Here is a 14,531-nt window from a genome sequence, read left to right as displayed (position 1 = left end):
GCCGAGATCCTCATGCCGGTGCCAGAATCACGCCACCGAGCGGCGGCAGACGCAACAAAATGGAGGCGGGTCGGCCATGCCACGGTTGCTCTTCCGCGCGAAGAACGCCGTTCACCACGCCTGACCCGCCATAACGGCTGTCATCACTGTTCAGGAGCTCGGTCCATGCACCGCCATGCGGCACGCCAATCCGGAAGTTCTCGTGGACCAGGGGCGTGAAGTTACACGCGACGACCAGTGGCCGGCTGCCGTCCCCTCCCCTGCGCAGAAAGATGTAGGTCCCGAGGTCAGGCGCCGAGGCATCAATCCACTCGAAACCTTCAGGCTCGCAATCCAGTTCGTGAAGCGCGGGTTCCCGGCGATAAAGCTGATTCAGCTCTTTTACGAGAGCCTGCATGCCCCGGTGCAGCGGTTGCTCCAGCAAAGGCCAGTCGAGCTCGCTGTCATGATCCCACTCACGGATCTGGGCGAACTCCCCGCCCATGAACAGCAGCTTCTTGCCGGGATGGGTCCACATGAATGTGAAGTACGCGCGGAGGTTCGCAAAGCGCTGCCAGGTGTCACCCGGCATGCGCCCCAGAAGCGAGCCCTTGCCATGCACAACCTCGTCGTGGCTGAGCGGCAGGACGAAGTTCTCCGAGAAGCCGTAGTGCAGGCCGAAGGTCATGCGGTCATGGTGGTGATGTCGGAAGAGCGGATCCCGGCCCATGTAGTCCAGGGTGTCGTGCATCCAGCCCATGTTCCACTTGAAGCCGAACCCCAGCCCCCCGGCATAGACCGGTCGAGAGACACCAGGATAAGCGGTGGATTCTTCGGCGATGGAGGTGGCACCGGGGTGTTCGGCGAAGAGCGCTGTGTTCGTTTCCTGGAGAAAGGAAATGGCTTCGAGGTTTTCCCGGCCACCGTGAACGTTGGGCAGCCACTCGCCGGGGTCGCGACTGTAATCCAGGTAGAGCATGGAGGCGACCGCATCGACCCGAAGGGCGTCGATGTGAAAGCGATCGAGCCAGTAGAGCGCGTTGGCCAGCAGGAAGTTTGCCACCTCCTGCCGGCCGAAGTTGTAGATCAGCGTGTTCCAGTCGCGATGGAAACCAAGGCGGGGGTCGGCATGCTCATAGAGCGCCGTGCCGTCGAAGGTGGCGAGCCCATGGGCATCTGACGGAAAGTGGGCCGGAACCCAATCGAGGATCACACCGATCCCCTCACCGTGGGCCCGATCCACGAAAGCAGCGAAGTCCTCCGGTGTACCGAACCGGCTTGTCGGCGCGTAAAGCCCGATGGGCTGATAGCCCCAGGAGCCTGAAAAGGGGTGTTCGCTGATCGGCAGGCACTCGATGTGCGTGAAACCGAGGTCCTTCACGTAGGGGAGCAGGCTCTCGGCCAGTTCATCATAGCTGAGATAGTTCCCGTCGCTCTGCCGGCGCCAGGATCCGAGATGCACTTCATAGACGGAGATCGGCGCTTTGCAGTCCTGTAGTCCATGGCGCTGCTCCATCCAGGCCTCGTCGCGCCACTGCCGCTCGGGCAGACCGGCAACGATGGAGGCCGTGGCCGGCGGCACTTCACTGCGGAAGGCGCAGGGATCGGCCTTGAGCGGAAGCATCTCGCCCTGGCTGCCGAGGAGTTCGAACTTGTAGAGCGCGCCCGGTGCCACGGCCGGCACAAAGAGTTCCCAGAGGCCCTGGGCCGGATGGGGCCGCATGGGGTGGCGGCGACCGTCCCACTGATTGAAGGCGCCGACGACGCTGACGCGGCTCGCATTGGGCGCCCAGACGGCAAAGCGGGTGCCCGCGACGCCCTCACACGTGAGTGGATGGGCGCCCAGGACTTCGTAGAGCTGATGATGGCGACCTTCCCCCAGAAGATGAAGATCCAACTCTCCCAAGGTCGAAGGAAAGCGGTAGCAGTCCTCTTCCTCCCAGACCTCGCCCTTCTGCTGGCACCGCAGTCGATAGCCTCGACCGGCGGGCGCATCGACCAGCAATCCTTCGAAGAAGCCGCGGGCGTGGCGCCGGTCCAGTTCCGCAAGGACGTCACCCTCGCCCGGTTCGATCGCGAAGACCTTTTCGACATCAGGCCGCAACACACGGATCACCAGGCCCTCCGCCACAGCATGCGGGCCAAGCAATGCGAAAGGGTCGCCGTGTCGCCCTGCAACGAGCGCCGCCACCGCGTGGGTGTCGGACAGTCGCCAGGGCTCCGCTGCCGCCGACGTCATTCTGGTGTGCCTTCGATCAGTTCAAGCAGGCCCATGATCGGAATGCCCACCCAGTCGGGACGGTTGGAAAGGTCATAGCTGACCTCGTAGGAACCCTTCTGAAGGAGAAAGAGTTCCAAGAGACCGGCGCGCAAATCGTCACTTTCTGGCTGGTTCGCTGCGCCCTGAACCGCCGGACCGTAGCCGGCAAGAAACCGCTCGATCATGAGTTCCCGCCAGTGGCGGGCCAAGGGAGCCATCTCGCCGATCTGGTCAGGCAAGCGCGCCGCGATCTGACGCACCGCGGTCCAGGCAGCATAGTCGAAGGACCGGAGCATGCCGGCGACATCGCGCAGCGGCAGCGTCTTCTGCCGCCGCTCCTCCAGCGGACGTTGGGGCTCTCCCTCGAAGTCGATGATGACGAAATCCTGTTTCGAAACGAGCACCTGTCCGAGGTGGAAATCGCCGTGGATCCGAGACTTCATTCCCGATGGCGGCAAACCTGCCAGGCTTTTCAGCCGCTGCTTTACCGAATCCTCCGCAGCGAACAGCCGCCCCAAGGCGGGTTGCAGATGTGCAGGCAGATGGGTTTCGGCGCGCCGAAGCGCGGCCAGAGCCTGAAGAAACTCCTGTTCCGCTTCCTTAGCCCAGCGACGACAATCCTGGGCGGTAACGGCTTCGCATCGGAAGGCCGGATCGCTGGTCTCGCAGGCGAGCGCGCAATGCAGCTCGCCGCTGCGCTGTCCCAGACGTTCCAGCAGGTCGAGGGGATAGGCCAGCGCCGGCGCCCCCTCCCCTTGCGTCTCTTCGCTGCCGGCCCGCAGGATCGTGTCCTCGATGATCCGCTCCAGCGCATGCACGAAAACGCCCCAGGCATCGCCCTGGTTCTCCACGAAGGCCGTGAGGCTGGCCATGACGGTCCTGGCACCGCCGTCCTCTTCCAACTCCATCATGCCGAGATGTGCCGGTGTGGAGCGAAACTCCGCCACTTCCGTCAAGAAGCGCGGGACCTCTACATCCGGCTGCTCGCCCGCGCGCAGGCGGCGGTAGAGCTTGAGGAGGGCCTGCCGACCGAAGGCAATGGAGAGGTTGCTCTGCTCCACGCCCAGGGGCTTGGGCGGTTCATCGAGCGTCATCTCCGCCAGCGCCTCCGTGCCATGATAGCGCAGCAGACCCGAGGCCACCGGCTGGTGCGCCTGCTGCCGCATGCAGTTCACCAGATGCAGGGCAAAGCGCTCATCGAAGGCAGCATCGATAAGTGCCCCCAACATGCTGCCTTTCCGAACCCGGGCCAAAGTCACGGGAAGCAGGGGTGCACCTGACTGCACCTGATCCTCGCCCCAGACGCTGTTCAAGGGCAGCAGGTATCGCTGCTTCTCCGCCTCCTTGAAGGCCACTTCCACCAGACTGAGCAGCCCCGCCTCGGCTTCGAGTACGGCAATGGCCTGCAGGCGGGTGTTGCGTATGGTTTCCGCCTTTGCGGCAAACCAGCGCTGACGTGGCAGGAAGGCCGGCAGGACGTCTGCTTCCAGCAAGTGCTTTTCCCGGCCCTCGAGAAGGCGCTCCAGTCGCCCACCCCGCAGGGCCAGGGTGACAAGCTCCGGCATGGCTTCACTCACAGGCGCATGGCCCTCGGGAAGCTGAGCCGGGTGCGCGAGCAGGAACCAGTAGGTCCCATAGCCAGCCAGCGTGAGCATGTAGGGTAGATCGCCCACCGGCGGGAAGACGGATTGCGCGATCATCTCGATGGGGACAGTGCCGCGAAAGTCCGAAAGATCCAGTTCCACCGCCTGGGCCGAGCGCGACAGGTTGGCGACACAGAGGATCGTCGTGTCGTCCAGACTGCGGGTGTAGACCAGAATCCGACGGTTCGCCGGGTAGTGCAGCGTGAAGTCCCCATGCCCGAAGGCGGCGTGCTGCTTGCGCACCCCGATCATCCGCCGCATCCAGTTCAGCAGCGACGAGGGGTCTGCCTCCTGCGCCTCGACGTTGATGGTCTGGTAGCCGTAGACCGGATCCATGATCGGCGGCAGGTAGAGAGCCTGCGGGTTGGCGCGGGAGAAGCCGCCGTTGCGGTCCATGGACCACTGCATCGGCGTGCGCACCCCGTCGCGGTCGCCCAGGAAGATGTTGTCGCCCATGCCCAGTTCGTCGCCGTAGTAGATGACCGGCGTACCCGGCATGGAGAGCAGCAGGCTGTTCATCAGCTCCATCTTGCGCCGGTCGTTCTGCATCAAGGGTGCAAGCCGCCGGCGGATGCCGAGATTGATCCGGGCGCGCCTGTCCTCGGCATAGACCCGCCAGAGATAATCCCGCTCCCGGTCGGTCACCATCTCCAGGGTTAGTTCGTCGTGATTGCGCAGGAAAATCGCCCACTGGCAGCCCTCGGGGATATCGGGCGTCTGGCGCATGATGTCGGTGATGGGGTGTCGGTCCTCCTGGGCCAGTGCCATGTAGATCCGCGGCATCAGCGGAAAGTGGAAGGCCATGTGGCACTCGTCGCCCTCGCCGAAGTAGGGCCGGGTGTCCTCAGGCCACTGGTTGGCTTCGGCCAGCAGCATGCGATCGGGATAGGCGTCATCCAGCGCAGCGCGGATGCGTTTCAGGACATCATGGGTTTCCGGCAGGTTCTCGTTATTGGTGCCCTCGCGCTCCACCAGGTAGGGAATGGCATCCAGCCGCAAGCCGTCCACTCCCAGCGACAGCCAGAAACCCATCACGCGAATGACCTCCTTCAACACCCGTGGATTGTCGAAGTTCAGGTCCGGCTGATGTGAGTAGAAGCGATGCCAGAAGAACTGGCCGGCCACCGGGTCCCAGGTCCAGTTCGAGGTTTCGGTGTCCAGGAAGATTATGCGCGTTCCGGTATAGCGCTCATCGTCGTCGCTCCAGACATAGAAGCGCCGCGCCGCAGAGTCGCGCTTGGCATGGCGGGCACGCTGGAACCAGGGATGCTGGTCGGAGGTGTGGTTGATCACCAGTTCTGTGATGACCCGCAGGCCGCGCCGGTGCGCCTCGGCGACGAAGCGGCGGAAGTCACGCATCGTGCCGTAGGAGGGGTTGATCGCCCGGTAGTCCGCAATGTCGTAGCCGTCGTCGCGCAGCGGCGAGGGATAGAAGGGCAGCAACCAGATTGTCGTCACGCCCAGGCGTTCGATGTAATCCAGCCGCTCGATCAGGCCCTGAAAATCACCGATGCCGTCGCCATTGGCATCGCAGAAGGCCTTGATGTGGAGTTGATAGATCAGCGCGTCCTTGTACCACGCCGCCGCCGGCGCGACCTGGTCCACCGCCGGCATCACCGCCGGACCTCGGGCGCAATCAGACGCCAGGCCATGTAGGGGCGCTGCTTCGGGTCTAGAAACATGTGCTGCACCTTGCCGCTCCAGCGGAAGGGCTGTTCGAGCACCAGGTCCTCGGCCTCCATAGAGGCATCATCGGGCAGGCCGAACTCCCACAGCGGGATCTCGAAGTATGCGGACTGGTCGTTGTGGGGGTCGAGGTTGACGGCGAAGAGCAGGAAATCACTCAGGTCGTCGGTAAAGCGGCCGTAGTAGAGGATGGCGTCATTCCAGGCGTTGTAGAAGCGCAGGTTGGTGAAGCTCTTGAGCGCCGGGTGCCGCCGGCGCAGCCCATTGATGAACGCGATATCGCCTTTGATGTGCCCCGGCCTGTCCCAGTCCCAGGCCCGGATTTCGTACTTCTCGGAGTGAAGGTACTCCTCCTTGCCGGGGATCGCCTGGGCCTCGCCTAGTTCGTAGCCGCTGTAGATCCCGTAGTTCCCGGCAAGCGTGGCGGCCAGGATCAGGCGCGCCTGAAAGCCCGCCCGGCCGCTGCTCTGCAGGTAGTAGGGATTGATGTCGGGGGTGTTGGTAAAGAAGTTCGGCCGCATGTAGTGGCGACACTCTTCTGTCGTGAGCTCCGTGAGGTAGTCCGTCAGCTCCTGCTTGCTGTTGCGCCAGGTGAAGTAGGAGTAGGACTGGGTGAAGCCGATCTTGGCCAAGCGCTTCATCATCTTGGGCCGCGTGAAGGCCTCTGAGAGAAAGATCACCCCCGGATCGACCTCGCGCACCTCCTCGATCACCCATTCCCAGAACGGCAGGGGTTTGGTGTGCGGATTGTCGACCCGGAAGATGCGCACGCCCCTTGCCTGCCAGAAGAGCAGAATGTCGCGCAGTGCGTGCCACACGCCGGGGAAGGCATCCCGGTAGAAGTGCAGGTTGACGATATCCTCGTACTTCTTGGGCGGGTTCTCGGCGTACTTGATGGTGCCGTCCGGCCGCCAGTCGAACCACTCCGGGTGCTGCTTGATCCAGGGATGATCCGGTGAGCACTGGATCGCAAAATCGAGCGCAATCTCCAGTCCATGCTCGCGGGCGGCCTTCAACAGCCGCTCGAAATCCTCGAAGGTGCCCAGTTCGGGATGAATGGCGTCGTGTCCGCCCTCCTCCGCGCCGATGGCGTAGGGGCTGCCGGGATCGCCCGGACCGGCCTCAAGCGTGTTGTTCCGCCCCTTCCTGTGCGTTCGGCCGATCGGGTGGATCGGCGGAAAATAGAGCACGTCGAAGCCGAGATCCCGGACGTAGGGCAGCCGCGCAATGACGTCGTCGAACGTGCCATGCCGGTCGACCTGCCCGGATTGGGAGCGGGGCATGAGTTCGTACCAGGCGCTGAAGGCCGCCTTGGGCCGGTCCACGAAAAGCGGATAACTGAACTCGCTGACCGTCAGGTTGATGCGAGCGGCGCAGTGGGCCATGGCAACAGCCGTCTGTTCGCCCAGCAAGGCCGTCGCCAGCAGGTCGGGATCGCGTGCATCGACCAGTTCTTCCAGCGTCGCTCCCAGGCTTTGGCGGTCGGCCGGACCGCCAGCCCGCGGACTGCTAACCGCAGAGTCGATCAGCCGGCGTCCCTCCTCGAGTTCGAGGGCGATGTCCTGGCCGGCAGCCTGCTTTTTCATTGTGTCCGCACGCCAGGTGGCAAAGAGATCGCGCCAGGCGAGGATGCGGAAGACATGGTGCCCCGGTTCGTCGAAGGTCACCTGGGTGCGCCAGCGATCGTTGACCAGCAGGCGCATCGGCTTCTCCTGCCACGTCTTCGCGCTACGCAGCCGGTGCTCGACCGCTACGGCGATGACTTCGTGGCCATCGCAGAAGACATCCGCCTCGATGCTGACGGGCTCGTTGATGACCGCTTTGGCCGGGAAGCGGCCGTGATCGACTGCCGGTTCGACCGTTTCGATGGCGATGCGACGGGCCGCCAAGTCTCTCAGCTGTGCATCGCCTGCGCGATTCATGCCTGCCACCCTGTTCTGCCTCCTCTTGTCGATCAGAACGCGGCCGGCATATCGGGGTTCCCGCAACGGGATAGCTCGCCTGTGCGGCGCCAGGGGTTGCGATTGCGGGGCAAAATCGCAATCTTCTGAGCACCGACCCCGCCGGGCTTGGGGTATTCAATCGAGAAGGCAGATGCAGGACGAACTCAGCAGCATTGCGGGCCACGAGCGTAACCAGATCACGCTTCATGGCCCCGACGACTTCGAAGGTATGCGCCGGGCCGGCCGCTTGGCTGCGGAGACGCTGGACTTCATCACGCCTCACGTGAAGCCTGGCGTGACCACGGGAGAGTTGGACAAGCTCTGCCACGACTTCATTCTCGAGCATGGCGCCACGCCGGCGCCCTTGAACTATCGGGGCTTTCCCCGGTCGATCTGCACCTCGATCAATCATGTCGTGTGCCATGGGATTCCCAGCGAGCAGAAGAAGCTCGCCAACGGCGACATCATGAACATCGACATCACCGTCATCCTCGACGGCTGGCATGGCGACACCAGCCGCATGTTCCTGCTCGGCGACAAGGTGCCGGTAAAGGCGCGGCGCCTGGTGGAAGTGACCCACGAATCCATGATGCGCGGCATCGAAGCCGTGCGCCCCGGCGCCACGCTGGGCGACATCGGTCACGCCATCCAGTCCTACGTGGAAGCGCAGCGTTTTTCCGTCGTGCGTGACTTCTGCGGGCACGGGCTGGGGCGTATCTTTCACGAGCCTCCCTCCGTGCTGCACTACGGCAAGCCGGGCACCGGTGTGGAACTGCGTGAAGGGATGTTCTTCACCATCGAGCCGATGGTGAATGCCGGTCGCTACGACGTGAAGATCCTCGAGGACGGCTGGACCGCAGTAACCCGTGATCGGTCGCTCTCGGCCCAGTTCGAGCATTCCCTGGCCGTCACCGCGGACGGCTACGAGATCTTCACCCGCTCACCCAAGGGCTGGCACTTCCCTCCCTACAACGAATAGGATAATCTCCGGCGATAATTTACGCTGGGAGATTGCAGTGCCGGAGGATGCCCCGGCGCCTCACCGAGGCCATCGCAGCCGTTTGCGTGCCCGCCTGCTCAGCGGTGGGCCCTTGGCGCTCGGCGATCACGAGATCGTTGAGATGCTGCTGTTCGCTGCCAAACCCCGGGTGGACACCAAGCCGCTCGCACGGGAGCTGCTGCTCCGCTTTGGCACCCTCGGCAGCCTCTTCAAAGCCAGCCCGGAGCAATTGGCCGCCATCCCGGGAATGGGCGAGAGTGCGGTCGGCACGATCAAGATCGTGCAGGCCGCATTGGAACGCACCACTCGGGAGGCCCTGCTCGAGGCGCCCGTAATCACCTCCTGGGACCGCCTGCTCGATTACTGCCGGGTGCACCTTGGCCACGATGCCGTTGAGAACTTCCACCTGCTCTTTCTGGACCGCAAGAACCGCCTGATCGCCGACGAACGTCAGCAAAGGGGCACCGTGGATCACACGCCGGTCTATCCCAGGGAAGTGGTCAAACGCGCCCTGGAACTGAGCGCTTCGGCCCTGATCCTGGTGCACAATCACCCCAGCGGCGACCCCACCCCCTCACGCGCCGACATCGACATGACCAAGGCCATCGCCCAGGCCGCGGGCCATCTCGGGATCACGGTGCACGATCACGTTGTCATCGGCCGCAGCGGGCACTACTCCTTCCGCAGCAACGGGTTGCTGTAGGTGATCTCCGCCCCTTACAGCAGTTCATCGCGCACACGCAGGCCAACATAGGCGCTGCGGAGATAGAACTTCCGCAGGGCTGGTATAGGGAAGGTCGGTGCGGACTGGCGCAGCGGGGCGGGCAGTTGTGGACCTCCTCCGGCGATCCGCTGCGCCACCGTCTTTCCCGTCCAGGTGGCAAGTGCCACGCCATTACCATGAAATGCAAAAGCCTGATGGGCCCCGGGCAGTCCTTCGATTGGCCCGATGTGCGGCAAGCGATCGGCGGCCAGGCAGGCGAGGCCGTTCCAGAAGTGGGTGAAGGGCACCGCACGCCAGGCCGGAAAGAAGCTGCGGAAGCGAGCCTCCATCCAGCGGCGCTGCCGGGCCGTTTCCCCCGGCCTGCCGCTCACCCCACCCCGCCCTCCGAAAAGAAAGCGGCCGTCCGGCAATAGACGGAAGTAGTGCAGCAGATCGCGGCTGTCGTAGGCGAGTGTCCTGGCCTGCCAGCCCTGCTCCCGGCGCTCCTCCGCGCTCAGCGGTCGGGTGACGAGAATGCTGGAGAGCACCGGCAGGCGCTGCCGTTCCTGCGCCGGCAAGAGCGTGCCCTGCTCATAGCCGTTGGTGGCGAGCAGGACCTGTGCGGCACGAAGGCTTCCCCGATCCGTGGCCAGGCGGTGCAGCCTCCCCTCTCGCGCCCAGCCAATGACTTGGCTGTGGCCGTGAAGCACAGCGCCATGCGCCAAGGCCGCGCGGGCCAGACCCCGCGCATAGTTCAGGGGGTGTAGCCCGAATCCCTGCGGCAGGAAGAGACCGCCGTGGAGGCTGCTGCGCAGGCCCTCCTCGGCCAAGGCCTCGCGGGAAAGCCAGCGGGCCTCGACGCCAAAATTGCGCGCAAGAAAGGCGCCCTCCTCCTGCAGCTCCTTCGCACGATTGGGCCGATGGGCCAGACAGACCTCGCCCTCCGCATCGCCTGCTGCCAGGTCGATGCCTTCGTCCAGGGCGATGGCGCGCACCAGATCGACGGCGGCGCGCTGCACGCCGAAGAAGGCCCGGGTCTCCTCCAGGCCGAAGCGGCGGATCATTGCCTGATAGGAGAGCTTGGCACCACCGATACAGCAAAAGCCGCCGTTGCGGCCCGAGGCACCCCAGCCCGGATAGCCGGCCTCGAGCACCCGAACGGACAGCCCGTGATCGCGCGCCAGATGCAGGGCGGCCGAGAGACCGGTGTAGCCGGCACCGATCACCGCAACATCGCAGGTCTCGTCGCCCTCGAGGGCGGGACAGGGCGGTGCAGGTTCGCTGGCGCTGGCGTGCCACCAGGAGGGCGTGGGCTGCGATGTGTCGTAATAGCTGGGAGGGTACAGGGGCATGGCGGTCGTCGTTGAATGAGACGTCGGCGAAGGCTAGTCTCCGCCCATCTTTCCAGCCGACAGCCGAAGGTACCAGCCTCCATGAAAGCGCGCGTGCACGTCACCCTCAAGAACGGTGTGCTCGACCCACAGGGCAAAGCCATCCAGCACGCGCTGGGCGCCCTGGGCTTCTCCGGCGTCGATGACGTGCGCCAGGGCAAGTACATCGAGCTCGACCTTGCGGAAAGCGACCCCGACAAGGCGCGGGCGGCCGTGGAAGAGATGTGCCGCAAGCTGCTCGCGAATACGGTGATCGAGAACTATTCGGTCGAGGTCGAAGATTGATGCGCACGGCTGTCATCCGCTTTCCCGGTACGAACCGGGAGAAGGATGCGGTTGTTGCCCTTGAACGGGCCTGCGGCCGCAAACCGGAAATCATTTGGCACAAGGAAAGCGAGTTGCCGGCGGTCGACCTGATCCTGCTGCCGGGCGGCTTCGCTTTCGGCGATTACCTGCGCGCCGGCGCCATGGCGGCGCAGTCACCGATCATGCGGGCGGTGCGCCAGGCGGCCGAGCGGGGTGTTCCCGTGATCGGGATTTGCAACGGCTTCCAGGTGCTGACCGAGGCTGGCCTGCTGCCCGGTGCCTTGATGCGCAATGCGGGCCTGCGTTTCGTCTGCCGGGATGTGCATCTGCGGGTGGAGAGCAATCAATCGCCCTTCACCAAAGGCTACCGTCTCGGCCAAGTCCTGCGGGTGCCGGTCGCCCATCACGACGGCAACTACTTTGCCGACGAGGCAACGCTGGACCGACTGGAAGGCGAAGGGCGTGTTGCCTTCCGCTACGTGGCCGGTCCGGGTGAACCCGAGAGCCGCGCCAATCCCAACGGGTCGCGCCGCGACATCGCCGGCATTCTCAGTGAAAACCGCCGCATTCTTGGCATGATGCCGCATCCCGAGGACGCCACGGACCCGCTGCAGGGCGGCACCGACGGCTGCGGCCTTTTCGACAGTATGGCCCGGGCGCTGGCCTGAGCGCCCCGAGGGAGTAAGCAACGTGAGTGAGATGACCCCGGAGCTGGTCGCCGAACACGGCCTCACGCCCCAAGAGTACGAAAAGGTCCTGGAGATCCTGGGTCGCGAGCCGAACCTGGTGGAGCTGGGCATCTTCTCGGTGATGTGGTCGGAGCACTGCTCCTACAAATCCTCCAAGAAGTGGCTCAAGACCCTGCCCACGGAGGGTCCGCAGGTGATCCAGGGCCCGGGCGAGAACGCCGGCGTGATCGATCTCGGCGAGGGCCTAGCCGCGATCTTCAAGATCGAAAGCCACAACCACCCTAGCTTCATCGAGCCCTACCAGGGCGCGGCCACGGGCGTCGGCGGCATTCTGCGCGATGTCTTCACCATGGGCGCGCGGCCGGTGATGAACCTCAACGCCCTGCGCTTTGGCAGCCCCGACCACCCCAAGACGCGCCATCTGGTCTCCGGTGTGGTGGCCGGCATCGGCGGCTATGGCAATTGCGTCGGCATACCCACCGTTGGTGGCGAGGTGAACTTCCACCCGGCCTACAACGGCAATATTCTGGTCAATGCCATGACCGTGGGCCTGGCGCCGGCCGACCGCATCTTTTATTCGGCGGCTGCCGGCCCCGGGAACTCCGTGGTTTACGTCGGCTCCAAGACCGGGCGCGACGGCATTCACGGTGCGACCATGGCCTCGGCTGAGTTCGGCGCCGACAGCGAGGAAAAGCGCCCGACCGTTCAGGTCGGCGACCCCTTCACCGAGAAGCTGCTGATCGAGGCCTGCCTGGAGTTGATGGAGACCGACGCCATCGTCGCCATCCAGGACATGGGCGCGGCCGGCCTCACCTCCTCCTCCTTCGAGATGGCATCCAAGGGCGGCGTCGGCGTCGAACTGGACCTGGACCAGGTGCCGATGCGCGAAGAGGGCATGACGCCCTATGAGCTGATGCTCTCGGAAAGCCAGGAGCGCATGCTCATGGTGTTGAAGCCCGGACGCGAGGACCTGGCCCGCCGCATCTTCGAGAAGTGGGACCTGGACTTCGCCGTGATTGGGCGCCTGACCGAGAGCGGTCGGATGGTGCTACGCTGGCATGGCGACACGGTGGGCGAACTGCCGATCGACCCCCTTGCCCTCGCGTCCCCCGAGTATGACCGCCCCTGGGAGCCCACGCCGGCCGCAGAGGCTGTCGAGCCGACATCCCAGGGTGACCCGCTGGAGGCACTGCGGACGCTGATCGGCAGTCCCGACCTGGCCTCCCGTCGCTGGATCTGGGAGCAGTACGATCATCTGATCGGCGGCGACACCATCCGCCGGCCCGGCGCCGATGCCGCGGTGGTGCGTCTGGCGGACGGACGCCGCGCCCTGGCGGCGACCACCGACTGCACGCCGCGCTACTGCTACGCCGATCCGGTGGAAGGCGGTCGCCAGGCCGTGGCCGAATCCTGGCGCAACCTGACGGCTGTCGGCGCGACGCCGCTGGCGGTGACCAACAACCTCAACTTCGGCAATCCCGAGCGTCCGCGGGTGATGGGGCAGCTGGTGGGCTGCGTCCAGGGCATGGGCGAGGCTTGCCGCGCGTTCAGCTATCCGGTCGTCTCCGGCAATGTCTCGCTCTACAACGAGACGGAAGGCCAGGCCATTCTTCCAACCCCGGTGATCGGTGGTGTGGGCCTGATCGACGATATCACCCACCTTCCGGCCCCAGGCCTGGAACGGGAGGGGCTGGCACTCGTCCTCATTGGAGAGACCCAGGGCCACCTCGGTCAGTCGCTCTACCTCAGGGACATCGAAGGTCGCGAAGAGGGTCCCCCGCCGCCGGTCGATCTGGACGCAGAGAAGCGCAACGGCGATTTCCTGCGGGAGCAGATCAAGCAGGACGCCCTGGCCGCCTGCCACGATCTTTCCGACGGAGGCCTGCTCGTGGCCCTGGCGGAGATGGCACTGGCTGGTGGTCTCGGCGCGACGCTGCGCCTGCCCGAATCTGCCCGAGACAAGATGACGCAATGGTTGTTCGGGGAAGATCAGGCACGCTATCTTGTCGCCACGCAGGATGCCGAGGCGTTGCTTGCCCGCGCCCGGGCAGCCGGCGTGCCGGCAGCGCAAATCGGTGAGAGCGGCAGCGACGCCTTGACGCTGGAGACCATCGGTCGCATCTCACTGGAGGACTTGCGGGCAACGCATGAGGGTTGGTTGCCGGATTATATGAGCGCGGGCGTGGCCTGAGCGAAGTGCGGCTGTGCCCCAGGACAGACAGATGAATTAGCGGACAGGAGAGGCCGGTAGATGGCAATGGACCCGCGGGAGATCGAAAGCTTGATCAAGGAGGGCGTGCCCGACGCGCAGGTGACGATCGAGGACCTGCGCGGCGACGGCGACCACTACGCCGCCTATGTCGTGTCTCCCGCTTTCAAGGGGAAGACCCGGGTGCAGCAGCACCAGATGGTGTATGCTGCGCTGCAAGGTCGAATGGGCAACGAACTGCACGCCCTGGCGCTGCAGACATCGGCGCCGGCCGATTGAGCTGGCACTGCGTTAAAGGAAAGAAGCTATGAGTGAAAATCCGGTTTTCGACCGCATTCGCCAGGACATCACCGAAAACGACGTGGTGGTCTTTATGAAGGGCACTCCGGTGTTCCCGCAGTGCGGATTCTCTGCGGTGGTGGTGCAGGTGATGAGTCACCTCGGCGTCAAGTTCAAGGGCATCAACGTGCTGGAGGACCCGGGCCTGCGCCAGGGGATCAAGGACTTCTCCAACTGGCCCACCATTCCGCAGCTCTACGTAAAGGGCGAGTTCGTCGGCGGCTGCGATATCATCCGCGAGATGTATCAGTCGGGCGAGCTGACGGATCTGCTGACCACGCGCGGGATCGAGGTTCGGCCAGCCGCATAGCCGCTGCGCTGTGCAGGCACCGACACGCACGGGGCGGGCTCACTCCCGCCCCGTTTCCGCTCTCTATGCCTCC

11 protein-coding genes are annotated in these 14,531 nt (G+C 64.7%); 7 read left to right on the top strand and 4 right to left on the bottom strand.

Annotated features, from left to right (window positions below; translation table 11 throughout):
• Positions 1-10 precede the first annotated feature (10 nt).
• The 3 genes from glgB to ABZ720_RS14490 are packed head-to-tail and all read right to left on the bottom strand — an operon-like array spanning position 11 to position 7,490.
• Complete coding sequence (gene glgB, locus ABZ720_RS14500; RefSeq protein ID WP_366556245.1) at positions 11-2,218, bottom strand: 1,4-alpha-glucan branching protein GlgB; 2,208 nt, start codon at positions 2,216-2,218, stop codon at positions 11-13.
• A complete protein-coding gene (treS, locus tag ABZ720_RS14495; protein WP_366556244.1) occupies positions 2,215-5,496 on the bottom strand; it encodes a maltose alpha-D-glucosyltransferase in 3,282 nt (1,093 codons plus the stop codon). The genes glgB and treS overlap by 4 nt, the downstream gene beginning before the upstream one ends.
• Complete coding sequence (locus ABZ720_RS14490; RefSeq protein ID WP_366556243.1) at positions 5,496-7,490, bottom strand: alpha-1,4-glucan--maltose-1-phosphate maltosyltransferase; 1,995 nt, start codon at positions 7,488-7,490, stop codon at positions 5,496-5,498. Before ABZ720_RS14490 ends, treS begins: the two co-directional genes overlap by 1 nt.
• A 172-nt stretch (positions 7,491-7,662) precedes the next feature.
• On the opposite strand from ABZ720_RS14490, the gene map reads away from it, so the two are divergent.
• Together map and radC are read left to right on the top strand one after the other, a co-directional pair.
• Positions 7,663-8,490, top strand: coding sequence for a type I methionyl aminopeptidase (gene map / locus ABZ720_RS14485; protein ID WP_366556242.1), 828 nt, complete (start codon positions 7,663-7,665; stop codon positions 8,488-8,490).
• A gap of 37 nt (positions 8,491-8,527) precedes the next feature.
• On the top strand, positions 8,528-9,214 hold the full coding sequence (radC, locus tag ABZ720_RS14480; RefSeq protein WP_366556241.1) for a RadC family protein: 687 nt from the start codon (positions 8,528-8,530) through the stop codon (positions 9,212-9,214).
• A 14-nt stretch (positions 9,215-9,228) separates the two neighbouring features.
• On the opposite strand, the gene ABZ720_RS14475 is transcribed toward radC, so the two are convergent.
• Entirely contained in the window at positions 9,229-10,566 is a 1,338-nt protein-coding gene (locus ABZ720_RS14475; protein WP_366556240.1) for an NAD(P)/FAD-dependent oxidoreductase, read from the bottom strand.
• Between the two features lie 81 nt (positions 10,567-10,647).
• Between ABZ720_RS14475 and purS the strand changes: the two genes are divergently transcribed.
• From purS to grxD, 5 genes are read left to right on the top strand one after another with little or no spacing between them, the layout of a single operon-like run.
• The gene (gene purS / locus ABZ720_RS14470; protein ID WP_275822580.1) at positions 10,648-10,890 is read left to right on the top strand and encodes a phosphoribosylformylglycinamidine synthase subunit PurS; all 243 of its coding nucleotides are present in this window, start codon (positions 10,648-10,650) and stop codon (positions 10,888-10,890) included.
• Positions 10,890-11,579 carry a phosphoribosylformylglycinamidine synthase subunit PurQ gene (gene purQ, locus ABZ720_RS14465; protein ID WP_366556239.1) on the top strand — a complete coding sequence of 230 codons (690 nt, stop codon included), beginning with the start codon at positions 10,890-10,892 and terminating at the stop codon, positions 11,577-11,579. The genes purS and purQ overlap by 1 nt, the downstream gene beginning before the upstream one ends.
• A 31-nt stretch (positions 11,580-11,610) precedes the next feature.
• Positions 11,611-13,791 carry a phosphoribosylformylglycinamidine synthase subunit PurL gene (gene purL / locus ABZ720_RS14460; RefSeq protein ID WP_366556327.1) on the top strand — a complete coding sequence of 727 codons (2,181 nt, stop codon included), beginning with the start codon at positions 11,611-11,613 and terminating at the stop codon, positions 13,789-13,791.
• 60 nt (positions 13,792-13,851) lie between these two features.
• Complete coding sequence (locus ABZ720_RS14455; RefSeq protein ID WP_366556238.1) at positions 13,852-14,088, top strand: BolA family protein; 237 nt, start codon at positions 13,852-13,854, stop codon at positions 14,086-14,088.
• A 28-nt stretch (positions 14,089-14,116) separates the two neighbouring features.
• Complete coding sequence (gene grxD / locus ABZ720_RS14450) at positions 14,117-14,458, top strand: Grx4 family monothiol glutaredoxin (RefSeq protein ID WP_366556237.1); 342 nt, start codon at positions 14,117-14,119, stop codon at positions 14,456-14,458.
• The last annotated feature ends 73 nt before the right edge of the window (positions 14,459-14,531 follow it).

Origin of the sequence: Aquibaculum sediminis (genome assembly GCF_040712085.1) — a bacterium.
Lineage (GTDB): Bacteria > Pseudomonadota > Alphaproteobacteria > Kiloniellales > DSM-21159 > Aquibaculum > Aquibaculum sediminis.
Note: the sequence above shows the minus strand (reverse complement) of the source record. Positions and strands in the feature narration are given on the sequence as shown.

Bases quoted from the DNA above. Each gene is read 5' to 3' on its own strand.
- treS (WP_366556244.1), bottom strand. From the start codon at position 5,496: ATGCCGGCGGTGGACCAGGTCGCGCCGGCGGCGGCGTGGTACAAGGAC.
- purL (WP_366556327.1), top strand. From the start codon at position 11,611: ATGACCCCGGAGCTGGTCGCCGAACACGGCCTCACGCCCCAAGAGTAC.
- grxD (WP_366556237.1), top strand. From the start codon at position 14,117: ATGAGTGAAAATCCGGTTTTCGACCGCATTCGCCAGGACATCACCGAA.
- purQ (WP_366556239.1), top strand. From the start codon at position 10,890: ATGCGCACGGCTGTCATCCGCTTTCCCGGTACGAACCGGGAGAAGGAT.
- glgB (WP_366556245.1), bottom strand. From the start codon at position 2,218: ATGACGTCGGCGGCAGCGGAGCCCTGGCGACTGTCCGACACCCACGCG.
- ABZ720_RS14455 (WP_366556238.1), top strand. From the start codon at position 13,852: ATGGCAATGGACCCGCGGGAGATCGAAAGCTTGATCAAGGAGGGCGTG.
- map (WP_366556242.1), top strand. From the start codon at position 7,663: ATGCAGGACGAACTCAGCAGCATTGCGGGCCACGAGCGTAACCAGATC.
- ABZ720_RS14490 (WP_366556243.1), bottom strand. From the start codon at position 7,490: ATGAATCGCGCAGGCGATGCACAGCTGAGAGACTTGGCGGCCCGTCGC.
- purS (WP_275822580.1), top strand. From the start codon at position 10,648: ATGAAAGCGCGCGTGCACGTCACCCTCAAGAACGGTGTGCTCGACCCA.
- ABZ720_RS14475 (WP_366556240.1), bottom strand. From the start codon at position 10,566: ATGCCCCTGTACCCTCCCAGCTATTACGACACATCGCAGCCCACGCCC.